Genomic DNA, 25,115 nt, shown 5'->3' on the forward strand with positions numbered 1-25,115 from the left:
CGCGCACAGCGGGCGGGCGGGCCCTGCACCTGAGACCCGTCCCCGGGGCTCAGCCGCAGGCCACCGGGCGTCCGGGGCTCAGCCGCAGGCCCCGATCACCGCGCACTCGGGTGCTCGGGATGCCCGGGGTGCTCCGGGTGCTCGGGACGGGGCCCGCCCCAGTGGAAGAGGGCCATCGCCACACTGGTCGCCAGGTTGTAACTGGAGACCCGTGGGCGCATCGGCAAGGAGACCAGCCGTGTCGCCCGTTCCCGTACCGGCGCCGAGACCCCGTGCCGCTCCGACCCGAAGACGAGCAGCGCGTCATCGGGCAGCCCCATCCCCCGGATGTCCTCCCCGTCCGGATCGAGCACATAGAGCGGCCCCTCCGGGAAGTCGTCGAGTTCCAGCCGTTCCACGGCGGTGGCGAAGTGCAGCCCCGCCCCCGCCCGCACGGCGTTGGGGTGCCAGGGGTCGATATCACCCGTAGTGATCACTCCGGTCGCACCGAACCCGGCCGCCAGCCGCACCACGGCCCCGATGTTCCCCAGGTTGCGCGGGTTGTCCAGGACCACGATGGGCGACCGCCGGGCTCGCTCGGCCAGCACTGTGAGGTTCTCCTCGCGCCCCCGACGGGTCGCCAGGGCCGCGAGCTGCGTGGGGTGCACCCTCGGGACCAGTTCCCGCAGCCGCTGCCGGTCGACCTCGATGAGCAGCTCTTCCAGGGGTGCGGTCATATCGTCGGCGAGTTCCCGGGAGAGGGTCAGCGCCGCCTCCTTGTCGGCCGCGACCGCCACCCGTACCTCCGCACCGAACCGGAGGGCGTGCTTCAGCGTGTGGAACCCGTCCAGCAGGACAGCGCCGGACTCCGCCTCGGCCTCACGCCACCGTCGTACCGCCGTCGAGGCGTCGTCGTCACTCACCGCATCAGGCTACGGCGCCGCTGTCCCCGTCCCGTACCGGAGGTTCCCCATCCGGTTCCATCGTCACCTCAGGCGTCCTCGCCACCGCCCCGGGCGCGGCCCGGGACGAGCCCCGGGCGCTGGAGGACGAACGCGCCGCCACGGCGGCCCGCGCCGAGGCCATCCGGGCGAGCAGTCCCGTACGCCCGCGTCCCACCCTCGTACCGGCCCAGAGCAGGAAGACGGTCGGCAGGAAGACAGCATCGGCGGCGATCATCGCCAGGGAGAAGAACGGCAGTCCCAGCAGCACGGCGATGGCCAGATGCTCGATCATCATCACCGCGAGCAGGACGTTCTTCACCCGCCGCTGAAAGAGCGTGAACGGGAACGCCACCTGGACGACGACCGTTCCATAGGTGACGACCATCACGATCACGCCCCCCGAGGCCAGGAGATCGGAGAGCGCGGGCCAAGGAGTGAAGTAGTCCAGGTTCAGCGGGTAGTAGAGGGCGGTCCCCTCCTGCCAGCGCGACCCCTGGACCTTGTACCAGCCCGCCGTGGCGTAGATCAGACAGACCTCGACCATGATCACCAGCAGTCCGGCGTTATGGAGGAGGTTGGACAGAGCGTCCAGCAGCAGCCTCGGCTGACCGTCCGGCGCGCGCCGCTCCAGCGTCCACCAGAGTGCCTGCGCCAGCCAGAGGGCCCAGAGCAGCGTGTACATCTGCCAGCCGGTCTGGTTCACCAAGGTGCCGATGAGCAGGGCCGCACCCAGCACGGTCCACAGCAGGGGCCCCACGACATCGCGCCCCGGCGGCCGCCGCGCCGCCCGCCGGGCGTCCAGCGACCAGACCCGTCCACAGCGGGTGAAGAGCAGATAGACCGCCATCAGATGGATGACGTTGTCCCCACCGTCCCCCATGAAGATCGACCGGTTCTGAAGGGAGAGCACACCCACCATGAAGAGCGCCGACATCGTCCGGGTCCGCCACCCGACCAGCAACAGCGCGGCGGAGACCAGCGCCAGGGCGTAGACGAGTTCGAACCAGAGGTCGCCACGCGACCACAACAGCACGGTGAAGGCGTCGTTGCGCCCGACGAAGGCGTGCGCGCTCTCCCAGCTCCAGGGCCCGTCCGGGCCGTAAAGCTCATGACGGTGGGGGAGTTCGCGCACCAGGAAGAAGAGCCAGGTTCCGGCGAACCCCATCCGGACGACAGCGGTCTGGTACGGACCGAGCACCTCGGCGGTGATCCGCTGCGCCGCGTCCATGGCCCGCCGGCCGAGTACCTGACTCCGGTTCCGGATCTGATCCCGGTTCCGGTTCCGGTTCTGAACCTGGCTCTGGTTCCGGTTCTGAACCTGGCTCTGGCTCACCCGGCCGCCCCCAACTCCCGTTGCGCCGTCTCCCGGTTCGCCATCTCCCGCATCCGTCCGTTGTCGACACCGGCGGGGAGATCGGCCCTGGTCACGGTCCACCAGGGAAGCACCCGGTAGAAGGTGCGCGTCTCGGTCCTCTCCTCGCTCCACGGCGGAGCCGGCACCAGCCGGGTGGCGGAACGGAGCCGTATCCGTTCCACGGTTCCGCCGAGTTCCCTCTCCTCCAGCCGCGACATCGCGATGCGCCGTACATAGCGCTCCGCCAGCGCGCCGCGTGGCCCGGTGGCCCGGTTCTTGTCGTCGTGGGTGTTGACATAGAGGTCCCAGGCCCGGCGCAACGCGTTCTGATCCGTATGACTGGGGAAAGGATTGCCACGGATCGCCGCCGTGTCCCGGGCCGTCAGATCGATCCACCCGGTGGTCGTGCGCGCGCCGTCCGCCGCCCTGACGTCGGCCCGCACCTGTACGGAGATGTTCTGCTGGAGCGGATTGGGGGCGAAGAGCTTCCAGTTCTGCTCGAACTCCGGATAGATCCAGGCGTCGATGGTCTCGCCGTACTCCTTGCTGACCGTGTTGGCCGGGGCGACATGCAGGAAGACCATCCCGAGATGGACGAGCGCGGCGAAGGCGATCAGCGCGCCACAGGCACCCAGCGCCATCCGGTACGGCAGGGACAGCGCTCTGATTCCATGCCTGGGGCCGGGATCGGCACCGGGAACGCCGGTGGCACTGGGAGCACCGTCTCTGCCGCCGGGCTCCGGAGGCGGGGCTTCAGGGGAGCGGCCCGCCGCCCGGGAGCCGTTCTCGGGCCCGGCGCCGTCCGCCGTCTCCGTCCCGCCCACGGACATGCTCCGACCGGACGGGTGCCGGGGACCAGGGACCGGGACGGCCGGCCACGGTTCACGCTCGGCGCCCCTGGCGGGTCCGGCGGGCCCGCCGCCCGCGCCGGAACGAACGGAGTCACCGAGCTGAGCGCGATCCGTGGCGTCAGCGGAGTCGGTGGGGTCCATGGGGTCCATGGGGTCCGTGGGGTCACCAGGCCCGACGGGGTCGGCCATCCCGTCAGCCCTGCCCCGATCGGTCGTCCCGGCGGCCCTGATGGCCCCGGCGGCTCCGACCGGCTCAGGGGACCCCACCGCTCCAGCGGGCCCGCCAGCGCCCGCACGCTCGGTAACCGGGCTGGATCTCCGCTGGTCACGACGGTGAGGGAGAGTGCCTTCGGTGGGTGCGGACGGCGGTGGTGAACCCGTCCCCTCGGCACCCCTGGCGTCCTCGTCCTCGCTGGCGTCCATTCCGCCCCGATCCCCGCCGGCCGGCATCAGTTATCCACAGGGTTGACACCCTAAGGGCCCCCGACCCACCATTGAAGTCAATGAACCGAACGATCGGTCGGTAGGGGGCCCGGATGACGGCAGTGACCCTGGATACGGCGGACGCGCGCCAGGCGGTGTTCGACGCCGCCGTCGCCGCCGACGAGCGCATCGAACCCCGCGACTGGATGCCGGAGGGTTACCGCGCCACGCTGATTCGCCAGATGGCGCAGCACGCCCACTCCGAGATCATCGGCATGCAGCCGGAGGCCAACTGGATCACCCGCGCGCCCTCCCTGCGCCGCAAGGCAATCCTGATGGCCAAGGTGCAGGACGAGGCGGGGCACGGCCTGTATCTCTACAGCGCGGCGGAGACGCTCGGCGCCAGCCGCGACGAACTGCTCGACAAACTCCACGCGGGCCGCCAGCGCTATTCGTCGATCTTCAACTACCCCACGCTGACCTGGGCCGACGTCGGTGCGATCGGCTGGCTGGTGGACGGCGCCGCGATCACCAACCAGGTTCCCCTCTGCCGCTGCTCCTACGGACCCTACGCACGGGCGATGGTGCGTATCTGCAAGGAGGAGTCCTTCCACCAGCGCCAGGGCTATGAGCTGCTGCTGGCCCTCTCCCGGGGCACCCCCGCGCAGCACGCGATGGCACAGGACGCCGTGGACCGCTGGTGGTGGCCCTCGCTGATGATGTTCGGTCCGCCGGACGACGAGTCGTCCCACTCGGCCCAGTCGATGGCCTGGAAGATCAAGCGGCACTCCAACGACGAGTTGCGGCAGCGCTTCGTCGACATCTGCGTCCCCCAGGCCGCGTCGCTCGGGCTGACCCTCCCGGACCCCGATCTGCGGTGGAACGAGGAGCGGGGCCAGCATGACTTCGGCGCGATCGACTGGAGCGAGTTCCACGCGGTCCTCCAAGGCAACGGCCCGTGCAACGAGCAGCGGTTGAGCCAGCGCCGCCGTGCCCATGAGGAGGGCTCCTGGGTGCGCGAGGCGGCGGCCGCGCACGCGGCCAAGCGCGCCGGATCCGGATCGGGCACCCCCCTGGAGGTGACGGCATGAGCGGTTCGACCGAGTGGCCGCTGTGGGAGGTCTTCGTCCGCTCCCGCCGTGGGCTCTCCCACACCCACGCGGGCAGTCTCCACGCCCCCGACGCGGAGATGGCCCTGCGCAACGCCCGGGACCTGTACACCCGGCGCGGGGAGGGCGTCTCGCTGTGGGTGGTCGCCTCCACCGCCATCACCGCCTCCTCCCCGGACGAGAAGGACCCGTTCTTCGAGCCGTCCGCCGACAAGCCCTACCGCCACCCGACGTTCTACGAGATCCCGGACGGGGTGAGGCATCTGTGACGACCACGGTGAACACGCCCGCGCTCGCCCTCGGCGACGACGCCCTGGTGCTCTCGCACCGGCTGGCCGAGTGGGCGGGTCACGCCCCCGTGCTGGAGGAGGAGGTCGCGCTCGCCAATATCGCGCTGGACCTGCTGGGCCAGGCCCGGGTGCTGCTCTCCCTCGCCGGTGACGAGGACGAGCTGGCCTACCTCCGCGAGGAGCGCTCCTTCCGCAACCTCCAACTGGTCGAGCAGCCCAACGGCGACTTCGCCCACACCATCGTCCGCCAGCTCTACTTCTCCACCTATCAGCATCTGTTGTACGCGGAACTGGCCACCACGGCCGGTCCCTTCACCGGCCTCGCCGCCAAGGCCGTCAAGGAGGTGGCCTACCACCGGGACCACGCCGAGCAGTGGACCGTACGCCTCGGCGACGGCACCGAGGAGAGCCATCGGCGCATGCGCCGCGCCGGTGCGGCCCTGTGGCGGTACACGGGCGAGATGTTCCAGCCCGTCGAGGGACTCGCGGTGGACTGGGCCGCCCTGGAGGCGAGCTGGCTGGAGTCGCTGACGTCCGTACTGGAGTGGGCGACGCTTCCCGTGCCCGAGGGGCCACGCACGGGCGGCTGGGCGGCGGGCGCCGGACGACAGGGGCTGCACACCGAGCCCTTCGGCCGGATGCTCGCCGAGATGCAGCATCTGCACCGCAGCCACCCGGGGGCGTCATGGTGACCACCGAGACCCCGCTGGAAGCGCGGCTGCGCGCCGTCGCGGGCGCGGTGCCCGACCCCGAGCTGCCCACGCTGACCCTGGAAGAGCTGGGTGTGCTGCGCGGGATCCAGATACTGGGCCCCGGCCGGGTGGAGGTGGAGCTGACGCCCACCTACACCGGCTGCCCGGCGATCGGGGCGATGAGCGCCGACATCGAGCGGGCGCTGCGTGAGCAGGGCATGGCCGAGGTGTCGGTGGTCACCGTGCTGTCACCACCCTGGTCGACGGAGGACATCACCCCGGAGGGCCGCCGCAAGCTCGCGGAGTCCGGTATCGCCCCGCCCCGGACCCAGCCGGGCGCCGGGCCGGTCGCGCTGACGCTCTCCGTGCGCTGTCCGCACTGCGGCTCCACCGAGACCGAACTGCTCAGCAGGTTCTCCTCCACCGCCTGCAAAGCGCTGCGCCGCTGTGTCTCCTGCCGTGAACCCTTCGACCACTTCAAGGAGTTGTAGATGTTCCACACGCTCCGCGTCAGAGAGGTCGAACGACTCACGGACGACTCGGTGGCGATCACCTTCGCGGTCCCGGCCGAGCTGCGCGAGACCTTCCGTCACACCCCCGGCCAGCATCTCACCCTGCGCCGGACGGTCGACGGCGAGGAGATCCGGCGTACGTACTCGATCTGCGCCCCCGCCGCCGAGCCCGGCGCGGACCCGGTGCTGCGGGTGGGCATCCGCCATGTCGACGGCGGCGCCTTCTCCCGTTACGCGCTGAAGGAGCTGGCGGCCGGTGACACCGTCGATGTGATGCCCCCGATGGGCCGCTTCCGGCTCGACCCCCGTCCGGGGCGGTTCGCGGCCGTCGTCGGCGGCAGCGGCATCACCCCGGTCCTCTCGATGGCCGCCACCCTGCTGGCGCGGGAGCCCGAGGCACGGTTCTGTCTGATCCGCAGTGACCGCACGGTCGCCTCGACGATGTTCCTCGACGAGGTCGCCGACCTCAAGGACCGCTTTCCGGACCGGCTCCAGGTGGTGACCGCGCTCTCCCGGGAGGAGCGGCAGTCCGGACTCCCCTCCGGGCGGCTGGACCAGGAGCGCCTCGGCGGGCTGCTGCCCGCGCTGCTGCCGGTGAGCGAGGTGGACGGCTGGTTCCTCTGCGGTCCCCTCGGTCTGGTCACGGCGGCGGAGCGCGCACTGCGCGGGCTCGGCGTGGACCGGCGCCGCGTCCACCAGGAGATCTTCCATGTGGCGGAGGCCCCCGTCACCGGCGCGGGCCCGGCCGCCCCGGCCCCCTCCCACGCCACGCTCACGGCCACCCTGGGCGGCCGCTCGGGCACCTGGCCGGTCCGCGACGGCGAGTCGCTGCTGGAGACGGTGTTGCGGAGCCGCGCGGATGCCCCCTACGCCTGCAAGGGCGGGGTCTGCGGCACCTGTCGCGCCTTCCTGGTACGGGGGGAGGTCCGGATGGACCGGAACTTCGCCCTGGAGCCGGAGGAGACGGACGCGGGCTATGTCCTCGCCTGTCAGTCCCATCCCACGACCCCCACCCTGGAGCTCGACTTCGACCGCTGACCACCTCCCAGGCGACGCCGTCGGTGCCCCTCGGGCCCCAAGCCCGCGGTGACTTTCCCAGGCGCCCTGATCCCATCCGTCCCCGTGCCCTTCCCGCCAGGGGACACCTGGCCCCAAGCTTTTCGGCCCAGACTTCCGGTTGAAGATGAGCAGATGTCACTGATGTGGCGCGGGTGCTGGCATAACGGAATCCGTCTTCTCGTCATGCCTCTCCAGGGCGGCCGCCGATCCAGCAGCCTCAAGCGGCACTATGGCGGCCGTCGGCTCCTCCGCGCTCTTCGGCTTGGGCGCTGGCTCACTGCCGCCCACAGCATCCTGCGCTCTGTCACCGCGAAAGGTGTCGAGCAGGCTGTGCCATGCCTCAACCAAGGGGAGCAGCTGCTTCAGGATTCCGGTCAGGACGACAATCCCGATGGAGATCACGCCCGACCAGGCGAGAATCCAGAGAACCGCAGACGAGTCCACCGTTCGATCCCTTCTCCACAGGGCCGAACTGTCTGCAGGCACGCCTACTCAGCTCGGCCACGACTTGTGGCTGAACTGAGTTCCGTACCAGCAAGAGAAACTCAGGGACTTCTGGTTGGTTGGGTTTGGAGCGTTGCGAAAGTGGTCGCTCGTCCGTGCACTGCGGCGGAGCGAGTGGATGGCTGGGTTCACTCGCCTTGTCAGTACACCCGGGGAGTGACGGTCGCCACCTCGATGGGTGGCCCCCCAGACTTCCACGCGCCACGATAGTGACCCTCAACGGTGCCGTCTGGAGAAAGGGAAAGTCGCGGCGAACGGCTTCTCGCCCGACGGAGCGATCGGGGAAGCGGATGTGAGGGCGGCCCGAGCAGTGAAGGACCCCGCACCCCGGGACGCCCCGGCAAGGCCGCGCGTGCGGCCCTCGCACACCACCGCTCGGACGCCATCGATCTCCGCTTCACCAGTGCGGGCTGGCCGACGGCCACCGGAGAACAAGCCGCCGCCGATCCTGCGGTGAACAGCGATGGCATCGCCTACCCACCACCTCCGCTGTGGCCTTTTCCCCTCCCCTGACCTATCTTGACGATCCGTCAGATTTCCTGGTCGCCACCGACCCCGGGAGGCACGCCCGTGGACTTCACCTTCACCGAGGAACAACACGCCACCGTCGAGGCCGCGCGGGCCATCTTCTCGGGGGTCCGGGCCGATGCCGTGCCCAGTCCGGCGCTCACCCTGGGCGCGGTCGCTCCGGAGATCGACCGGGCGCTGTGGGCCCGGCTCGCGGAGAGCGATCTGCTCGGACTCTGTCTCGCCCCGGAGTACGAGGGCGCCGGGCTCGACACCGTCGCGCTCTGCCTGATGCTGCGCGAGTGCGGCGGATCGCTGGCACGGGTACCGCTGCTGGAGACCGGGGCGGCGGCGATGGCCGTGGACCGCTACGGCGCTCCCGAGCTCCGTACGGAGGTCCTCCCCCGGGTCGCCCGGGGCGAGCTGGTGCTCACCGCCGCGGCGCACGGCCGCACCGGCCACGACCCGGCCGAACTCTCCGTCACCGCCGCCCGCGAGGGCACGTCCGGTGCCTGGACGCTGGACGGTGTCCAGACCGCGGTGCCCTGGGCGCACTCGGCGGATCTGATCGCCGTGCCCGCCCAGAGCGGCGACGGTGAGGCCGTGATCGCCCTGGTCGCCCCGGCCCAGGACGGGGTCACACTGGCGGAACAGATCTCGACCAGTGGTGAACGGCTCGCCGAGGTCCGTCTGGAGGCGGTACGCGTCGATGGCCACCGGGTGGTCGACACGGACGGCGCCTGGGAGTGGCTACGCCAGACACTGACCACCGGAATCTGCGCGCTCGCGCTCGGCCTCGGTACCGCGGTACTCACCCTGACCAGCGGATACACCGGCAAACGCGAACAGTTCGGCCATCCGCTGGCGACCTTCCAGGCGGTCGCGGTGCAGACGGCGGACCGCTTCATCGATCTGCGCGCCATGGAGGTGACGCTCTGGCAGGCGGCCTGGCGGCTGACATCCGCGCCTGGGGGCCCCGGGCTCGGCGGGCCGCTCCCCGTGGCCGGTGATGTGGCGGTCGCGAAGATCTGGGCCTCGGAGGGGGTGCGCCGGATCGTCCAGACCGCACAGCATCTGCACGGCGGTGTGGGCGCCGACACCGACTACCCGCTGCACCGCTATCACGCCTGGGCCAAGCAGCTCGAACTCTCCCTCGGCCCGGCCGCCGCCCATGAGGAGGCACTCGGCGACCTTCTGGCCGCCCATCCGCTCGGCTGACCGGCTCGCGGCACTCCCGCACCTCGTGTCCACACAGAAGCGCCGTCCTCCCCCGGACGAAGTCCCAGAGGGAGGGGCCTGCGGCGTCCGGCGCTGGGGAACACTCCCCCGCGCTCCGCCCGGGGTACCTCCCGGGCCGCACGGCCCAGGGGGAGTGCGGGGCGTCCCGGGCCAGGCGGGAGTTCGCGGACCGTCAGATGACCGTCGCAGTCCCCCCACCGTCGGCGACCATGGGCCGCCCGGCGCCCTCCCACGCGAGCATGCCGCCCTCGATGTTCACCGCGTCGATTCCCTGCTGCACCAGATACTGGGTGACCTGCGCGGACCGTCCGCCCACCCGGCACATCACATAGGCCCGGCGCCCATCCGCCACGGCATCGGTCACCTCACCGAAGCGGGCGACGAAATCGCTCATCGGGACATGCAGCGCGCCATCGACGTGCCCGGCGGCCCACTCATCGGCCTCCCTGACATCCAGCACCAGGCCGTCCGACGGCACCGCCGCGGCCTCCACCGAGGGGAGCGGGGCGAAATTCATGGATATGCCTTCTCTCATCTGTCCGTGATCTGTACGGCTTGTACGGGGAGAGCCTGGCCAACCTCGTACGGGGTGCGTCCCCCGGGGCCCGGCCGGGCACCCGGCGGACGCCGCCCGGGCCCGGGACCATCCACGGTGACCGCGGCCCACCGGATCCGGCGGCCCTGACTCCGGCCCGCCCAGCCACCTCGGCCCCGGCCAACAAGCCCCCGCAAAACTACTCCACCAGCCCGGCCAGCTCCCGCTCCCGCTCGGCGACCTGGGCCAGCAGCTGTTCCGCGATCTCCTCCAGCAGCCGGTCCGGATCGTCCGGGGCCATCCGGAGCATCGATCCGATCGCGCTCTCCTCCAGCTCGGCGGCGACCTGGGCCAGCATGTCCTTGCGCTGGGCCAGCCACTCCAACCGGGCGTAGAGGCGTTCGCCCTCCTCGGGCCCGGTCCCGGTCTCCGGTGCGACGGGTGCGGGTCCCCGCTCCCACTCCGCCAGCAGCTCCCGCAGCTCCTCGGCGTCGCCGAGCCCATAGGCGACATTGACCCGGGTGAGGAACGCCTCGCGCCGCACCCGCTCCGGCTCCTCCTGGGCCAGGTCGGGATGGGCCTTGCGGGCCAGCTCCCGGTAGAGCCTGCGGGCCTCCTCGCTCGGCCGGACCCGCTGCGGCGCCCGTACCGGCTGCTCGGTGAGCATGGCCGCCGCCTCGGGCGAGATCCCGTCGGAGTCGATCCAGCCGTGGAACAGCTCGTCCACACCGGGCATCGGCAGCACGGCCGCCCGTGCCTCCCGCGCCCGGTGCCAGTCCTCCGGGTCGCCGCTGCGGGCCGCGCGGGCCTCCGCGATCAGCGCGTCCAGCTCATCGAGCCGGGCATACATCGGGCCGAGCCTCTGGTGGTGGAGCCGGGAGAAGTTCTCCATCTCCACCCGGAAGGTCTCCAGCGCGATCTCAAACTCGATCAACGCCTGCTCGGCCGCGCGCACCGCTGTGGCCAGCCGTTCCTCCGGAGTGGCCACCCGCTCCTCCGGGCTGGTGCGCTGATCCTGCTCTTCGTCGTTCCGGGTCGTGGGGCCCCCGGGCGCGTCCTCGGTCACCTGCTCAGCCTACGGGCGCCCCGCGGCGGACCCGCACGCCCCCGGTCACACCCCCATCTCGGCGGCTATCCGGCCGCTCTTGACCGCTGCCATGAGTTCGGCGTGGTCCTCCTCCGTCCGGTCCGCGTAGATCCGGGCGAAGCGCGCCAGCGCCTCGTCCAGTTCCTCCGTCTTGCCGCAGTACCCCGCGATCAGCCGGGGGTCGGCGCTGTGCGCGTGGGCCCGGGCCAGCAGCGCCCCGGTCATCCGCCCGTAGTCGTCCAGCTGGTCCGGGGAGAGGGCGGCCGGATCGACGCTGCCCTTGCGGTTACGGAACTGCCGCACCTGGAAGGGACGGCCCTCGACCGTCGTCCAGCCGAGCAGGATGTCGCTGACCACCTGCATCCGCTTCTGTCCCAGCACCACCCGGCGCCCCTCGTGCTCCACCTCGGGCACCATGAACCCGGCCGCCCGCACATGGGGCAGCAACGCCGACGGACGCGCCTCCTTCACCTGGAGCACCAGGGGATCGCCCCGGTGGTCGAGGAGCAGCACCACATAGGAGCGGGCGCCGACACTGCCCGTGCCCACCACCCGGAACGCCACGTCGTGGATGGCATAGCGCGCCAGCAGCGGCAGCCGGTCCTCGGCGACCGTGCCGAGATAGCCCTCCAGCGCGGCGGCGACGGCCCCGGCCTCGGCGTCGGAGACCCGGCGCAGCACCGGCGGCGCGTCCACGAAGCGGCGCACCAGCCCCGAGCCGTCAGCGCCTTCCGGGCTGGCGGAGCCATCGGAATCCGCGGCGCGCGAACCGTCCGACACCAGTTCCGTCGCCTTGGCCGCGAAGCGGGCGCTGGTGTTGTTCCGGGCCTTCTGGGAGACCTGCTCCAGGGTGCCGATCAGATCACGGGCGTCGGTATGGGAGACCAGTTCCTCGTCCGCGATGGCGTTCCACGCGTCGAGGGCGGGCAGCTTCGCCAGCAGTCGCATGGTGCGCCGATAGGCCCCCACGGCGTCGAACGCCGCCGACGCGCAGACCGACTCATCCGCCCCCACGGTCCGGCCCGCCAGCACCAGCGAGACGGCCAGCCGCTTGACGTCCCACTCCCAGGGGCCGACGACCGTCTCGTCGAAGTCGTTGAGATCGATGATGAGACCGCCACGGGCATCGCCGTAGAGGCCGAAGTTGGCGGCGTGGGCGTCGCCGCATATCTGCGCGCTCACCCCGGTGACCGGGGTTCCCACCAGGTCATGGGCCATCAGCCCGGCCGAGCCCCGCAGGAAGGCGAAGGGCGAGGCGGCCATCCGGCCCACCCTGATCGGGGTCAGCTCCGGCACCCGGCCCAGGCCGGACTCCTCGACGGCCTCGACCGCGCCCGGCCGGCCGGCCGCGAGCACCAGCCCGTCGTGCGAGGAGCGCGGCACACGGTCGCGCAACGCCTTGCCCTCCCGCTTCGGCGACCGCCGCAGCTCTCCCGCGCGGACCGCCCCCGACCGCGCGGCGAACCCCGGCACCACCGGGATCCGGCCCCCGGCTCTCCCGGAGACCCCCGCGCCCGTCACCCTCGCTCCCGCTGCCTCAGCCATGACCAGCCGCCCCCATCTCTCGTCCACCCGCACAGACAATCCGATGGCGACGACCGTACTCCTCCCGCCCATGGGCCCGGCCTCCCCTGTGGAGGGAGCATCACCTGGGGAAAACCCCGCCACCCGAAGGGCTCGTTCCGCTACCAGCGGGCCATCGCCGGTCGGCGCGTGGGCGTTTCACGTGAAACAAAGCCAGCGCCGCCCCCACCGAGCCGCACACCACCCACCCCACCACAGCCACAGCCCTCGCCCCCGAGCCCCGCGACCGGCCCCGGCCCCGGCCGAGCAGCCCCCGAGCCCCGCACCCGGTCCCAGCCGAGCAGCCCCCCGAGCCCCGCGACCGACGCCCCGGCTCAGCCTCCAAGCTCCGCGTCCCGCGCGAGTAGGGCGGCCTGGACCCGGTTCTCACACTCCAGCTTCGCCAGGATCCGACTGACATAGGTCTTCACCGTGGCCTCGCTCATATGCAGCCGCCGCCCGGCGTCCGCGTTGGAGAGACCCTCACCCAGCAGACAGAGCACCTCGTGCTCACGGCCGCTCAGCCCGGCCACCCGGGCGCGCGCCGCCTCACCACGGGCCGCCATCCGACCCGAGGCGAGCTGGTCGACAACATGCCGGGTGGCGGCGGGGGAGAGATAGGCGTCGCCCGCCGCGGCCGCCCGTACCGCGCCGATCAGTTCGGCGGGAGCGGTGTCCTTCAGCAGAAAACCGGCGCTGCCCGACTCCAGGGCCCGCAGGACGTTCTCCCGCTCCCCGAACGTCGTCAGGATGATCACCCGCGATGAGGGCGCGACCCGGCGCAGCTCGACCATCGCGGTGAGCCCGTCCATCCCGGGCATCTGGATATCGAGGAGGACCACGTCGGCGCCGTGCGCCCGCACCAGATCGATGGCCTCACGTCCATTGGCCCCCTCGGCGATGACCTCGATCCCCGGATCCGAGGTGAGGATCATCCGGATCCCGGCCCTGATCAGCGGCTCGTCATCGGCGATGACGACCCGAATCGACGCCCCCGTCATGTCCCCACCCTTGCCCTCGCCCTGTCGCCCATGTCCTTCCGGCCGAAGCCCGGCCGGAGAGCTCATATCCTGCCGGATCACCGCATGACGCGGCCCCGGCCCCGCACACCAGGGCCCGCCCCAGACGGACCCCGCCCGACCGGACTCGACCCCACCCGGACGGGCCGCACGCGGTCCCGCCCCACCGGACCGGCCCACACAGACGGTCCCCGCGAGGCCCCCGCCCGCGCCCTACCCCTCGTTGGCGTCGAACGCCCTCTTCTCGATCAGCTTCCCGTCCCGGAAGCAGAAGCGGAACACCGGCTCGGCGTCGAACCCCTCCCCCAGCTCCGAGGACATCAGCACCAGACACTTCGCGCCCTTCGGCGGCGTCGGCCCGGCGTCACCGACCCCGGCGGTCACGATGCTGCCCCCGCTCGGCAACTGGTCCCGAACGGTCCCCTCACTGCTGCCGACCGCGATCCGCTCGTACTCCGACGGATCGATCATCGACTGCGCCATGGCGACGACCAGGAAGTACATCCCCGCCGTCGCCGCGACCACCATCAGCAGACCCGCCGCCGCGATCACCCCGCACCCGACCTTCAGTCCGGTGCCCCGGCCCTGGGACCGCCGGGGATCGAGCCCGTCCGCGAGATACGGATACGGACGCGGCGAAGCGCTCCAGTCCATGACGGCCGCCCCGGGACCGGTGAACGGGACACCGGCGGGCCGGGCATCAGGACCCGCGGCCCCCACCCGGGCGGGCGCGCCGGTCGAGGACGGCTCGCCGGCCCCGTACGGCAGCACCCCGGCGACCCGGAACCCGCCACCGTCGACCGCGCCCGCGTGCACCATCCCGCCGACCAGCCGCGCGCGCTCGCGCAGCCCGGTGAGGCCCCGCCCACCGCTGACGACCTCACCCCGCGCGCCCCTGGCCGGACCGCTGACGATCTCGACGACGAGGGAGTCCGGCTCATAGCGGAGGGCGACGTCGATACGGGCTCCGGGCGCGTGCTTGTAGGCGTTGGTCAGGGCCTCCTGGACGATCCGGTACGCCGCGTGGTCGGCCGCCGGGGCCAGTGGCCGGGGCTCTCCCCCATGCACCAGTCCCACGGAGTTGCCCGCCGCACGGGCGGACTCGACCAGCTCCGGGACACCGGCCGTCCCGCGTGCCGCACGCCCCGCGTCGTCGACCGGTCCGGCGGGTGCCTCGACCCCGTCCCGCAGGATGCCGACGACCTCCCGCAGCTCGTGCATCGCGGTCACCGACGCCTGCCGGAGGATGCCGACGGCCTGGCGCTGGCGCTCGGTGAGCGCCGGGTCCACCTCCAGCGCCCCGGTGTGCACCGAGATCAGCGCCAGCTGGTGGCCGAGGCTGTCGTGCATGTCCTGGGCTATGCGCTGACGCTCCAGCAGCCGGGCCTGGCCGGCGATCATCTGGCTCTCCCACAGCAACTGCGCGTTGCGCTCCTGAAGCGCGTGCAGCAGGGTCCGCCGCTGGCTCCAGTAACGGCTGGCCAGCCCCGGGAAGACGGCGGTCGCCAGAAACGAGAGGGTGACCAGCAGCGACAGAAACGCCGACTGCTGGGACCAGGTGTCCATGCCCCAGGTACTCGCCAGCGTGATCCCGACGAAGACGACATAGGCGATCACGAAGGAGACGAGCGCACGCTCCACCCCGATGATCCGGCGTCCCGCCGACCACCCCACCAGCACCAGCAGCGGGGTGAATCCCGCGCCGATGGCGGTCAACGCCGCCGTGGCCACCAGCACCGGCTCGGGCAGTCTCCGCCGCGCCAAGGACAACAGCGCCGCCCCGACCGCCATCAACAGCAGCATCGGCCCGTGCTGCTCCTTCAGCAGCTCGGCGACCCCGGCCACCAGGAGCCCCATCACCAGCGCGAGCACCACCTCGGCGGCGGGCGGCCGCCGCTGCGTCAGGGGAGATCCCGACGCGGGCGGATGGGGCTCCGACAACCAGGCCCAGGAGATCCGCAGCCAGGCGAGAAGGCTCGACGAGACGTTCACCTGGGCACCCTAGGCACCAGGCGGCGCACCGAGCGCCCTACTTTCGTTCCGATCGGCGACGACGAACGTCGTGAGGCGCGAGGCCGATACATCACCGAGCTCTCGCCGCGTGAGGAGCGGGATTCCCGGACGCGTGCGCAACTGCTCCTGCTCCGAAGCCCTTTCGCCCACGCACCACAGACCACGCACCACAGACCACGCACCACAGACCACGCGCCGAAGACCAAGCGCGGACCGACCCCGTGTCCATTGCCGTACGCGAGTACCGACCGCCGACCAACCACCGACCGACCGCCGACCGACCGCCGCCAGAAGTACCTGGAGCCACTCGGAGGGACGGCAGAAAGCATGGACAACCGCGAAATCTCTCCGCCAAGCAGCGAAGGGCAACAGCCCGGCCCCCTCCGGTGAGCCCGCCGAACGGGCGGGTGAGACCCTGCTCACAGCCACCGGCCACCCGTCATTCACGGGAACGCGGAAGTGGGCGGCATCGTTATCACAATGCCGCCCACTTCACTGGTGCGCGAGGGGGGAGTTGAACCCCCACGCCCTTTCGGGCACTGGAACCTGAATCCAGCGCGTCTGCCTATTCCGCCACCCGCGCATTGGGTGTGTCACTCGTTCGACCGTCTGTTCGGCGTGTCTCCCTGGCGACATGCAGAAGATTAGCACGCCACGAAGGGTGGATTCACATCCGTGGGTACGGGGGCGGACCGGGGAGGGTCCAGGGGGATGGTGAGGGTATTCCGGGGCACAGGGCAGAGGAGGGCCGCGGGAGGAGTGGGCCACATCCGAGGGGCGGCAGGACCGGCGCGAACCGGGTACGACGAGGGGAAACCCCCGCCCCCCCCGGAACTCCCCGGACTCCCCGGACTCCCCGGACTCCCCGGACTCCCCTGGAATCTCCCAGACCCCCCAGACCCCCGAAAATCCGCGGAACTGCCGGGAACCGCCCGGAACCACCGGATTCCCCGGAACCGCCCGGAGCCCTCAGCCCCCTGAGAACCCCGGAACCGGAGCGCGAGCCGCCGAGCGCTCCGGACGGGATGGCACCGGCCCCGGGCGCCCCGGCCCACCGCCCGCCACCGGCCGCCCACCACCAGAAAAGGATCATGTTCCCGGGCCGTCGCACCCCCGTCCGCGCGGCACCACGAGCGCCTCGCCCCCCGCTCCTCCATGGCGGGCCCCGGGTGCGGGACACTGTGATGAGGCCCCCTCTACGATCCGTGTGAGAGGTGACACTCATCGACCGGGCAGACAAGGGGAACCAGCCGATTTCCCGACGCGTGGATACGATCAGTAAGCAGTATGAGGACGGCAACGACGGAGGAGGTGCCCGATGGGAGTCATGAAGCGTTTTGAACAGCGCCTGGAAGGGCTGGTCAACGGCACCTTCGCCAAGGTGTTCAAGTCCGAGGTGCAGCCCGTCGAAATCGCCGGTGCCCTCCAGCGCGAGTGCGACAACAACGCGACGATCTGGAACCGCGAGCGGACCGTCGTCCCCAATGACTTCATCGTCGAGCTGAGTACCCCGGACTTCGAGCGGCTCAGCCCCTATTCCGGGCAGCTCGGCGACGAGCTGGCCGGTCTGGTGCGCGACTACGCCAAGCAGCAGCGCTACACCTTCATGGGGCCGATCAAGGTCCATCTGGAGAAGGCCGACGACCTCGACACCGGGCTCTACCGGGTGCGCAGCCGCACCCTCGCGTCGAGCACGTCCCAGGCGCCCGGTGGTGCCCCGGGAGGCGAGGGCGGCCATGGCTACCCGCCGCGCCCGGTCACCAGCGGCGGCCCTTCCGGAGCGCCTCCGATGCCTTCCGCGCCGCCCGCGGGCGGCCGTACGGCGGCGGGCCCGGCCAGCGGTGGCGCCAGCCCCGCGCCGAGCGGCCAGACCAGGCGCTGGATCGAGATCAACGGCACCCGCCACCAGATCTCCCGCCCGACGCTGGTGCTGGGTCGCAGCACCGACGCCGATGTGCGGATCGACGACCCCGGCGTCTCCCGCCGGCACTGTGAGATCCGGACCGGTACGCCCTCGACCATCCAGGATCTCGGGTCCACCAACGGCATCGTGGTGGACGGGCAACACACCACCCGCGCTACGCTCCGCGACGGCTCGCGGATCGTCGTGGGCAGCACCACCATCGTTTACCGGCAAGCCGAAGGGTGAAGCGGGGGCAATGTCAGAGCTGACCCTGACGGTCATGCGGCTGGGTTTCCTAGCCGTTCTGTGGCTGTTCGTGATCGTGGCCGTCCAGGTCATCCGCAGCGATCTGTTCGGTACGCGTGTCACACAGCGCGGCTCGCGCCGCGGCGGCGACACACGAGCCCAGCAGACGCGTCCGCAACAGCAGCAGCGGCAGAACACGCCGCCGCCGCAGCGCCAGCAGCCGGGCGGCCGCCAGCGCCGGGGCGCGCCCACCAAGCTGGTCGTGTCGGAGGGCAATCTCACGGGCACCACGGTGGCGCTCCAGGGCCAGACCATCACCCTGGGCCGCGCCCACGACTCCACGATCGTGCTGGACGACGACTACGCGTCCAGCAGGCATGCCAGGATCTACCCGGACCGTGACGGCCAGTGGATCGTCGAGGACCTCGGGTCCACCAACGGCACCTATCTGGACCGGACCCGGCTCACCACCCCGACACCGATTCCGCTGGGCGCGCCGATCCGCATCGGCAAGACCGTCATCGAGCTGCGGAAGTAGTAGGACATATGACAGCGCGCGAGCGGAGCGAGCGGGCCGCGGCGGTACCGGAGACGGACCACCGCGGACTTCCGACCGGAGGGTGGGCAGTGTGGCGCGAGACCGGCTCTACCCCGGGCCGACGGGCGAGGTGCGCATGAGTCTGTCACTGCGGTTCGCCGCCGGATCCCACAAGGGCATGATCCGCGAGGGCAACGAGGACTCCGGTTACGCCGGGCCCCGGCTGCTGGCCATCGCCGACGGCATGGGCGGCCAGGCGGCGGGCGAGGTGGCCTCCTCCGAGGTCATCTCCACCCTCGTCCAGCTCGACGACGACATCCCCGGCTCCGACATCCTCACCTCGCTCGGCACCGCCGTGCAGCGCGCCAATGAGCAGCTGCGGGTGATGGTCGAGGAGGACCCCCAGCTGGAGGGGATGGGTACCACCCTCACGGCGCTGCTGTGGACGGGCCAGCGGCTCGGCCTGGTGCACGTCGGCGACTCCCGCGCCTATCTGCTGCGCGACGGGGTGCTCACCCAGATCACCCAGGACCACACCTGGGTCCAGCGTCTGGTCGACGAGGGCCGGATCACCGAGGAGGAGGCCACCACCCATCCGCAGCGCTCCCTGCTGATGCGCGCACTGGGCAGTGGCGACCATGTCGAACCCGATCTCTCCGTCCGTGAGGTCCGGGTCGGCGACCGCTATCTGATCTGCTCCGACGGACTCTCCGGGGTGGTCTCGCACCAGACCCTGGAGGAGACCCTCGCCAGCTACCAGGGTCCGCAGGAGACGGTGCAGAACCTGATCCAGCTCGCGCTGCGCGGCGGCGGCCCCGACAACATCACCTGCATCGTCGCCGATGTCCTGGACACCGACGGCAACGACCCGATGAGCGCCCAGCTCAGCGACACCCCGGTCGTGGTGGGCGCGGTCGCCGAGAACCAGCTCCAGCTCAACGACGGCGGCGCGATGCAGACGCCGGCCGGCCGTGCCTCCGGGCTCGGCCGTCCCGTACCGCCGCGCCACGACGGCTACGGACAGCCGGGCGCCGGGGGCGGCCGGGGGTACGGGGGCTCGCCCGACCAGGGGGCCTTCGACACATACGCCGACGGATATCCCGATGAGTACTCCGCCGACTACGCCGACGGCGGCAAGCCCCGTCCGGGCCGGGTCTGGCTGCGGCGCTCGCTCTACACGGTGCTCGCGCTGGCGGTCGTCGGCGGCGGGCTCTACGGCGGCTACCGCTGGACCCAGACCCAGTACTTCGTCGGCTCCCAGGGCGGGCATGTCGCGCTCTACCAGGGCATCAGCCAGGATCTGGCCTGGGTCTCGCTCTCGAAGGTGGAGCGGGACCACCCCGAGATCGAACTCAAGTACCTGCCGCCGTACCAGCGCAAGCAGGTCGAGGCGACGATCAGCCAAAACTCGCGCGGGCGCGCCCAGGCCAAGATCGGTGAGCTGGCCCTCCAGGCCTCCGCCTGCAAGAAGGAGGAGGAGCGCCGCGCGGCCGTCGCCGCCGCGCCGCCCGCCACCGAGCGCGGTACGGCCAGCGCCTCGCCGTCGCCCACCAGCAAGAACGCCACGACCCAGTCCGCAGCCTCTCCCTCTCCGGGCCCCACCCTCTCGGAGGACGAGAAGAGGCTGGCCTCGAACTGCGGAAAGCAGTAATCAGCCGTAGGGGGCCCTCTCCACCATGAGTGTTGTCACGAACACCACCACGATCGGCGCGATCGAAGCACCGAGCCGCCGCAACACCGAGCTGATGATGCTCGCCTTCGCGGTCGCCGTCCCGGTGTTCGCGTACATCAACGTGGGGCTCGCCCTCGATGGCAAGCTGCCCACCGGAGTCCTGGGATACGCACTCGGGCTCGGTCTGCTCGCCGGGGTCGCCCACCTGGTGGTGCGGAAGTTCGCCAAGTACGCCGACCCGTTGCTGCTGCCGCTCGCGGTGCTGCTCAACGGGCTGGGGCTGGTGATGATCTGGCGGCTCGACCAGTCGCCACGGCTGATCCAGCGCGCCGAACGCTACTTCGGGGGGTTCACCCCGGACGCGCCCAAGCAGCTGCTGTACTCGGCGATCGGCATCGCGCTCTTCGTCGCCGTGCTGCTGGTGCTCAAGGACCACCGGATCCTCCAGCGCTATACGTACATCTCGATGGCGGTGGCGCTGGTCCTGCTGATCCTGCCGATGTTCTTCCCGGCCCGTAACGGCGCCAAGATCTGGATCAGCCTGGGTCCGATCAACATCCAGCCCGGCGAGTTCGCGAAGATCATCATCGCGATCTTCTTCTCCGGCTATCTGATGGTGAAGCGGGACGCGCTGGCGCTGGCCAGCCGCCGGGTGATGGGGCTCTACCTGCCGCGCGGCCGTGACCTCGGACCGATCCTCATGGTCTGGGCGATGTCCATCCTGATCCTGGTCTTCGAGACCGACCTGGGCACCTCGCTGCTCTTCTTCGGCCTCTTCGTGATCATGCTCTATGTGGCCACCGAGCGGACCAGCTGGATCGTCTTCGGTCTGCTGATGTCGGCGGCGGGCGCGGTCGGGGTGGCCACCTTCGAGCCGCATGTGCAGCAGCGGGTGGACTTCTGGCTCAACCCGTTCGCGGACGAGACCTGGCGCCAGAGCGAGCAGGTCGGCCAGGCGCTGATGTCCTTCGGCGCGGGCGGCACCCTCGGCACCGGTCTGGGCCAGGGCGACTCCGACCTGATCCTCTTCGCGGCCAACTCCGACTTCATCCTCTCCAGCTTCGGTGAGGAACTGGGGCTCGCCGGGATGATGGCGTTCCTGATGGTCTACGGACTGATCGTGGAGCGCGGGGTGCGCACCGCCCTCGCCGCCCGGGACCCCTTCGGCAAGCTGCTGGCCATCGGCCTCTCCGGCGCCTTCGCCATCCAGGTCTTCGTGGTCGCGGGCGGGGTGATGGGGCTGATCCCGCTCACCGGTATGACGATGCCGTTCGTCGCGGCCGGCGGTTCCTCCGTGATCGCCAACTGGGCGCTGATCGCCATCCTCATCCGTATCAGCGACACCGCGCGACGGCCCGCGCCCGCCCCCGCTCCCTCGCCCGACGCCGAGATGACCCAGGTGGTCCGCCCGTGAACAAGCCCCTGCGCCATATCGCGATCTTCTGCGGGCTGCTCGTCCTCGCCCTGCTGATCCGGGCCAACTGGCTCCAGTACGTCGAGGCGGAGGAGCTGAACACGCACGACCGCAACCGGCGGGTGCTGATCGACCGGTACGCCAGCGAGCGCGGCAACATCATCGTCGACGGCAAGCCGATCACCGGCTCCGTCAAGACCGACGACACCGACTACGTCTACAAGCGCACGTACGTCAACGGCCCGATGTGGGCCCCGGTGACCGGGTACGCCTCGCAGGCGTTCGGCGCCAACCAGATCGAGAAGCTGGAGGACGGGATCCTCACCGGCAACTCGGACCAGCTCTTCTTCGACAACACCATGGCGATGTTCACGGGTGACCAGAAGAAGGGCGGCAATGTCGTCACCACGCTGAACGGCGCCGCGCAGACCGCCGCCTTCAAGGGCCTGGGCACGAAGAAGGGCGCGGTCGCCGCAATCGAGCCGAAGACCGGCAAGATCCTCGCGCTGGCCTCCACGCCCTCGTACAACCCCGGTTCCTTCGCCGGATACGGCAAGAGCGACGCGGACGCGTGGAAGCGGCTGGAGAGCGACGACAAGAACAAGCCGATGCTCAACCGGGCGCTGCGCGAGGTCTACCCGCCCGGGTCGACCTTCAAGGTGCTCACCGCCGCCGCCGCGCTGGAGCACGGCGAGGTCGACGACATCAACGCGCCGACCGACACCCCCGAGCCCTGGATCCTGCCCGACACCACGCTGCCGATGAAGAACCTGGTCAGCGGGTGTGAGAACGCCAGCCTCAAGCGGGCGATGGAGATCTCCTGCAACTCCGTCTTCGCCAAGCTGGGCGCCGGGGTCGGCCGGGACAAGATGGTCGAGACGGCGGAGAAGTTCGGCTTCAACAACCCGGAGATCGACACCCCCGTACGGGTGGCGGCGTCGCGGTACGACAAGGAGATGGACCGCTCCAGCAACGCGCTCTCCTCGATCGGCCAGTTCAACACGGCCACCACGCCGCTCCAGATGGCCATGGTCACCGCCGCCATCGCCAATGACGGCAAGCTGATGAAGCCGTACATGATCGACCAGCTGGAGGCCCCCAATCTCGACGTGATCGAGAAGACCGAGCCGCAGGAGATGAGCCGCCCGATCTCGCAGAAGACCGCCCAGCAGGTGCAGGACATGATGGAGAACGTCGTCTCCAGCGGCAGCGGCAAGAGGGCGCAGATCGGCAATGTCACCGTCGGTGGCAAGACCGGTACCGCCCAGCACGGTGAGAACAACAGCAAGCTCCCCTACGCCTGGTTCATCTCGTACGCCAAGACCGACGGCGGTTCCCCGGTCGCGGTCGCGGTGATCGTCGAGTCGGACGACTCGGTCGCGCGGGACGACATCACCGGTGGTGGGCTCGCCGCTCCGATCGCCCGGGACGTCATGAAGGCCGTTCTCGACAGCAAGGAGTGAGAGCGCTCACGTCCCGCTCGTATCACCGCACCTCCGGGATACCGGTCGGGTATCAGGTGACGGTCGGGAGCCGTTCGGGCGGTGTGTGCCCGGTAGCGTATGCCCGTACAGCACACCGCCGGACCATGGACCGATGCGGCGGGGACTGACGGAGAGGCTGGAACAGTGATGGAAGAGCCGCGTCGCCTCGGCGGGCGGTACGAACTGAGCTCGGTGATCGGCCGCGGTGGCATGGCGGAGGTCTACCTCGGCCACGACTCGCGGCTCGGCCGCACCGTCGCCGTGAAGACGCTCCGGGCCGATCTCGCCCGCGATCCGTCCTTCCAGGCCCGGTTCCGCCGTGAGGCCCAGTCGGCGGCCTCGCTCAACCACCCCGCGGTCGTCGCCGTCTACGACACCGGTGAGGACTATGTCGACGGGGTCTCCATCCCGTACATCGTGATGGAGTACGTCGACGGCTCGACGCTGAGGGAACTGCTGCACTCCGGGCGCAGACTGCTGCCCGAGCGCACGCTGGAGATGACCATCGGCATCCTCCAGGCACTGGAGTACTCGCACCGCAACGGCATCGTCCACCGTGACATCAAGCCCGCGAACGTCATGCTGACGCGCACCGGCCAGGTCAAGGTGATGGACTTCGGCATCGCGCGCGCCATGGGCGACGCGGGGATGACGATGACCCAGACCGCCGCCGTGATCGGCACCGCCCAGTACCTCTCGCCGGAGCAGGCCAAGGGCGAGCAGGTCGACGCGCGCTCCGACCTCTACTCCACCGGCTGCCTCCTCTACGAGCTGCTGACCGTGCGGCCGCCGTTCGTGGGCGACTCACCCGTTGCGGTCGCCTACCAGCACGTACGGGAGGAACCGCAGCCGCCGTCGACGTTCGACCCCGAGATCACGCCCGAGATGGACGCCATCGTCCTCAAGGCGCTCGTGAAGGACCCCGACTACCGCTACCAGTCGGCCGACGAGATGCGCGCCGACATCGAGGCGTGCCTGGACGGCCAGCCGGTCGCCGCGACCGCCTCCTTCGGCACGGTGGGCTACGGCGGGTACGGCAACGAGGAGCGGCCGACCACGGCGCTGCGCCAGCCCGAGATGGCCGCGCAGACCTCCATGCTGCCGCCGATGAACCCGGACGACGGGGGCTTCGGCTCCTATGACGACGGCCGGGGCCGGCGCCGCCAGCGCAAGTCGAACACCTCGACCGCGCTGCTGGTGGTCGCGGGCGTGCTGGTGCTGATCGGCGCGATCCTGATCGGCCGGGCACTCTGGCCGTCCGGAGGCGACGCCCCGGACACGGTCGCCGTGCCGACGCTGGTGGGCAAGACCGTCGCCGAGGCCACGGCGCTGGCCGACACGGCGGGCGTCAAGATCGCCCAGTCCGGCGCCGAGCGATGTGACCAGCCGAAGGGCTCCATCTGCAGCCAGACACCCGAGAGCGGCGACATGGAGAGCGGCGAGACCGTGCAGTACGTGCTCTCCGAGGGCGCGCCGCAGGTCGAGGTGCCCGATGTCACCGAGAAGTCCCGCGAGACCGCCGAGGCCACGCTGAAGACCAAGGGCTTCAAGGTCGAGATCAAGGAGGAGTCGACCGAGGAGGAGTCCCCGGGCACGGTCCTGAGCCAGCAGCCCAAGGGGCTCGCCATGGCCGAGAAGGGCTCGACCGTCACGCTGACCGTGGCCAAGGAACAGCCCAAGGACGTGCCGGACGTGGTCAACTCCCAGCTCGACAGCGCGCGCAACCAGCTGGAGATGCTCGGCTTCCAGGTGCGGGTCCAGGAGATCGACTCCGACCAGCCGCAGGGCCAGGTGCTGGAGCAGGACCCCGGGCCCAACTCCACCGCCCGCAAGGGCAGCACGGTCACGCTGAAGGTCTCGAAGGGGCCCAAGCAGCAGACCCTGGTGCCGGGGGTCTCCGGGCAGAAGCTCGCCGACGCCCGGAACATGCTGGAGCAGGCCGGGCTGCGGCTGGGCGATGTGGACGGGTCGAGGGACGACGACGCCCTGGTCATCAGCCAGGACCCGCCCGCGGGCACCCCGGCGCAGCAGGACCAGCGGATCAACCTCAAGACCTTCAAGATCGGTGGCGGCGACGGCAACCGCGGTGACGGCGACCGGGGCGACTGACCCCGTCGTCCGTCGTCCGTCGTCCAGCAGAGGTCGATCGAACGGAAGGCCCCGGACCCTGTGGTCCGG

General features: G+C 70.8%; 21 protein-coding genes and 1 tRNA gene. 12 read left to right on the forward strand and 10 right to left on the reverse strand.

What is annotated here, in order from left to right:
• Positions 1 to 95: 95 nt before the first annotated feature.
• From ACFVIM_RS05305 to ACFVIM_RS05315, 3 genes are all read right to left on the reverse strand, one after another.
• Positions 96 to 902: a TrmH family RNA methyltransferase gene (locus tag ACFVIM_RS05305; protein ID WP_384298701.1), complete on the reverse strand. Its 807-nt coding sequence runs from the start codon at positions 900 to 902 to the stop codon at positions 96 to 98.
• A gap of 4 nt (positions 903 to 906) precedes the next feature.
• Positions 907 to 2,151, reverse strand: a complete 1,245-nt coding sequence (locus ACFVIM_RS05310) for an HTTM domain-containing protein (RefSeq protein WP_384298704.1) — start codon at positions 2,149 to 2,151, stop codon at positions 907 to 909.
• A gap of 101 nt (positions 2,152 to 2,252) precedes the next feature.
• On the reverse strand, positions 2,253 to 3,107 hold the full coding sequence (locus ACFVIM_RS05315) for a DUF5819 family protein (protein ID WP_384298706.1): 855 nt from the start codon (positions 3,105 to 3,107) through the stop codon (positions 2,253 to 2,255).
• Positions 3,108 to 3,664: 557 nt separating this feature from the next.
• Between ACFVIM_RS05315 and paaA the strand changes: the two genes are divergently transcribed.
• Genes paaA through ACFVIM_RS05340 form a run of 5 tightly spaced genes read left to right on the forward strand, consistent with a single transcriptional unit; the run spans position 3,665 to position 7,192 of the window.
• Positions 3,665 to 4,642, forward strand: coding sequence for a 1,2-phenylacetyl-CoA epoxidase subunit PaaA (gene paaA / locus ACFVIM_RS05320; RefSeq protein ID WP_384298709.1), 978 nt, complete (start codon positions 3,665 to 3,667; stop codon positions 4,640 to 4,642).
• The gene (paaB, locus tag ACFVIM_RS05325) at positions 4,639 to 4,929 is read left to right on the forward strand and encodes a 1,2-phenylacetyl-CoA epoxidase subunit PaaB (protein WP_384298711.1); all 291 of its coding nucleotides are present in this window, start codon (positions 4,639 to 4,641) and stop codon (positions 4,927 to 4,929) included. The genes paaA and paaB overlap by 4 nt, the downstream gene beginning before the upstream one ends.
• Positions 4,926 to 5,642: a 1,2-phenylacetyl-CoA epoxidase subunit PaaC gene (gene paaC / locus ACFVIM_RS05330; RefSeq protein WP_384298713.1), complete on the forward strand. Its 717-nt coding sequence runs from the start codon at positions 4,926 to 4,928 to the stop codon at positions 5,640 to 5,642. Before paaB ends, paaC begins: the two co-directional genes overlap by 4 nt.
• Complete coding sequence (gene paaD, locus ACFVIM_RS05335) at positions 5,639 to 6,133, forward strand: 1,2-phenylacetyl-CoA epoxidase subunit PaaD (RefSeq protein ID WP_384298752.1); 495 nt, start codon at positions 5,639 to 5,641, stop codon at positions 6,131 to 6,133. The genes paaC and paaD overlap by 4 nt, the downstream gene beginning before the upstream one ends.
• Positions 6,134 to 7,192 (forward strand): 2Fe-2S iron-sulfur cluster-binding protein, encoded by a 1,059-nt coding sequence (locus ACFVIM_RS05340; protein ID WP_384298715.1) that lies wholly within the window; start codon positions 6,134 to 6,136, stop codon positions 7,190 to 7,192.
• 156 nt (positions 7,193 to 7,348) lie between these two features.
• Here the strand turns inward: ACFVIM_RS05340 and ACFVIM_RS05345 are convergent, their stop codons facing one another.
• Positions 7,349 to 7,657 (reverse strand): hypothetical protein, encoded by a 309-nt coding sequence (locus tag ACFVIM_RS05345; protein WP_384298718.1) that lies wholly within the window; start codon positions 7,655 to 7,657, stop codon positions 7,349 to 7,351.
• 630 nt (positions 7,658 to 8,287) lie between these two features.
• Here ACFVIM_RS05345 and ACFVIM_RS05350 point away from each other — a divergent pair.
• Positions 8,288 to 9,442 (forward strand): acyl-CoA dehydrogenase family protein, encoded by a 1,155-nt coding sequence (locus tag ACFVIM_RS05350; protein ID WP_384298720.1) that lies wholly within the window; start codon positions 8,288 to 8,290, stop codon positions 9,440 to 9,442.
• A gap of 193 nt (positions 9,443 to 9,635) precedes the next feature.
• Here the strand turns inward: ACFVIM_RS05350 and ACFVIM_RS05355 are convergent, their stop codons facing one another.
• From ACFVIM_RS05355 to ACFVIM_RS05380, 6 genes are all read right to left on the reverse strand, one after another.
• Complete coding sequence (locus tag ACFVIM_RS05355; protein WP_384298723.1) at positions 9,636 to 9,980, reverse strand: rhodanese-like domain-containing protein; 345 nt, start codon at positions 9,978 to 9,980, stop codon at positions 9,636 to 9,638.
• Positions 9,981 to 10,197: 217 nt separating this feature from the next.
• Positions 10,198 to 11,064 (reverse strand): hypothetical protein, encoded by an 867-nt coding sequence (locus tag ACFVIM_RS05360; RefSeq protein WP_384298725.1) that lies wholly within the window; start codon positions 11,062 to 11,064, stop codon positions 10,198 to 10,200.
• Between the two features lie 45 nt (positions 11,065 to 11,109).
• Positions 11,110 to 12,630, reverse strand: coding sequence for a DUF2252 domain-containing protein (locus ACFVIM_RS05365; protein ID WP_384298727.1), 1,521 nt, complete (start codon positions 12,628 to 12,630; stop codon positions 11,110 to 11,112).
• A gap of 353 nt (positions 12,631 to 12,983) precedes the next feature.
• A complete protein-coding gene (locus tag ACFVIM_RS05370) occupies positions 12,984 to 13,649 on the reverse strand; it encodes a response regulator (protein WP_384298729.1) in 666 nt (221 codons plus the stop codon).
• A 231-nt stretch (positions 13,650 to 13,880) separates the two neighbouring features.
• Positions 13,881 to 15,659, reverse strand: coding sequence for a histidine kinase (locus ACFVIM_RS05375; protein ID WP_384298732.1), 1,779 nt, complete (start codon positions 15,657 to 15,659; stop codon positions 13,881 to 13,883).
• 517 nt (positions 15,660 to 16,176) lie between these two features.
• Positions 16,177 to 16,263, reverse strand: a tRNA-Leu gene (locus ACFVIM_RS05380).
• A gap of 735 nt (positions 16,264 to 16,998) precedes the next feature.
• On the opposite strand from ACFVIM_RS05380, the gene ACFVIM_RS05385 reads away from it, so the two are divergent.
• From ACFVIM_RS05385 to pknB, 6 genes are all read left to right on the forward strand, one after another.
• Positions 16,999 to 17,829, forward strand: coding sequence for an FhaA domain-containing protein (locus ACFVIM_RS05385; protein WP_384298734.1), 831 nt, complete (start codon positions 16,999 to 17,001; stop codon positions 17,827 to 17,829).
• Between the two features lie 10 nt (positions 17,830 to 17,839).
• Positions 17,840 to 18,367 (forward strand): FHA domain-containing protein, encoded by a 528-nt coding sequence (locus tag ACFVIM_RS05390; protein ID WP_384298737.1) that lies wholly within the window; start codon positions 17,840 to 17,842, stop codon positions 18,365 to 18,367.
• A 91-nt stretch (positions 18,368 to 18,458) separates the two neighbouring features.
• On the forward strand, positions 18,459 to 20,018 hold the full coding sequence (locus tag ACFVIM_RS05395) for a PP2C family protein-serine/threonine phosphatase (protein WP_384298739.1): 1,560 nt from the start codon (positions 18,459 to 18,461) through the stop codon (positions 20,016 to 20,018).
• 25 nt (positions 20,019 to 20,043) lie between these two features.
• Complete coding sequence (locus ACFVIM_RS05400; protein WP_384298741.1) at positions 20,044 to 21,453, forward strand: FtsW/RodA/SpoVE family cell cycle protein; 1,410 nt, start codon at positions 20,044 to 20,046, stop codon at positions 21,451 to 21,453.
• Positions 21,450 to 22,916 carry a peptidoglycan D,D-transpeptidase FtsI family protein gene (locus ACFVIM_RS05405; protein WP_384298743.1) on the forward strand — a complete coding sequence of 489 codons (1,467 nt, stop codon included), beginning with the start codon at positions 21,450 to 21,452 and terminating at the stop codon, positions 22,914 to 22,916. The genes ACFVIM_RS05400 and ACFVIM_RS05405 overlap by 4 nt, the downstream gene beginning before the upstream one ends.
• A gap of 168 nt (positions 22,917 to 23,084) precedes the next feature.
• Positions 23,085 to 25,046: a Stk1 family PASTA domain-containing Ser/Thr kinase gene (gene pknB, locus ACFVIM_RS05410; protein WP_384298745.1), complete on the forward strand. Its 1,962-nt coding sequence runs from the start codon at positions 23,085 to 23,087 to the stop codon at positions 25,044 to 25,046.
• The last annotated feature ends 69 nt before the right edge of the window (positions 25,047 to 25,115 follow it).

The organism is Streptomyces sp. NPDC057638 (assembly GCF_042800315.1).
In the GTDB taxonomy this organism is placed as follows: domain Bacteria; phylum Actinomycetota; class Actinomycetes; order Streptomycetales; family Streptomycetaceae; genus Streptomyces.

What these genes read in the sequence shown, in the direction of transcription:
- ACFVIM_RS05390 (WP_384298737.1), top strand. Translation starts at nt 17,840, where the DNA reads ATGTCAGAGCTGACCCTGACGGTCATGCGGCTGGGTTTCCTAGCCGTT.
- ACFVIM_RS05385 (WP_384298734.1), top strand. Translation starts at nt 16,999, where the DNA reads ATGGGAGTCATGAAGCGTTTTGAACAGCGCCTGGAAGGGCTGGTCAAC.
- ACFVIM_RS05365 (WP_384298727.1), bottom strand. Translation starts at nt 12,630, where the DNA reads ATGGCTGAGGCAGCGGGAGCGAGGGTGACGGGCGCGGGGGTCTCCGGG.
- ACFVIM_RS05315 (WP_384298706.1), bottom strand. Translation starts at nt 3,107, where the DNA reads ATGTCCGTGGGCGGGACGGAGACGGCGGACGGCGCCGGGCCCGAGAAC.
- ACFVIM_RS05340 (WP_384298715.1), top strand. Translation starts at nt 6,134, where the DNA reads ATGTTCCACACGCTCCGCGTCAGAGAGGTCGAACGACTCACGGACGAC.
- pknB (WP_384298745.1), top strand. Translation starts at nt 23,085, where the DNA reads ATGGAAGAGCCGCGTCGCCTCGGCGGGCGGTACGAACTGAGCTCGGTG.
- ACFVIM_RS05355 (WP_384298723.1), bottom strand. Translation starts at nt 9,980, where the DNA reads ATGAATTTCGCCCCGCTCCCCTCGGTGGAGGCCGCGGCGGTGCCGTCG.
- paaB (WP_384298711.1), top strand. Translation starts at nt 4,639, where the DNA reads ATGAGCGGTTCGACCGAGTGGCCGCTGTGGGAGGTCTTCGTCCGCTCC.
- paaA (WP_384298709.1), top strand. Translation starts at nt 3,665, where the DNA reads ATGACGGCAGTGACCCTGGATACGGCGGACGCGCGCCAGGCGGTGTTC.
- ACFVIM_RS05310 (WP_384298704.1), bottom strand. Translation starts at nt 2,151, where the DNA reads ATGGACGCGGCGCAGCGGATCACCGCCGAGGTGCTCGGTCCGTACCAG.
- ACFVIM_RS05370 (WP_384298729.1), bottom strand. Translation starts at nt 13,649, where the DNA reads ATGACGGGGGCGTCGATTCGGGTCGTCATCGCCGATGACGAGCCGCTG.
- ACFVIM_RS05400 (WP_384298741.1), top strand. Translation starts at nt 20,044, where the DNA reads ATGAGTGTTGTCACGAACACCACCACGATCGGCGCGATCGAAGCACCG.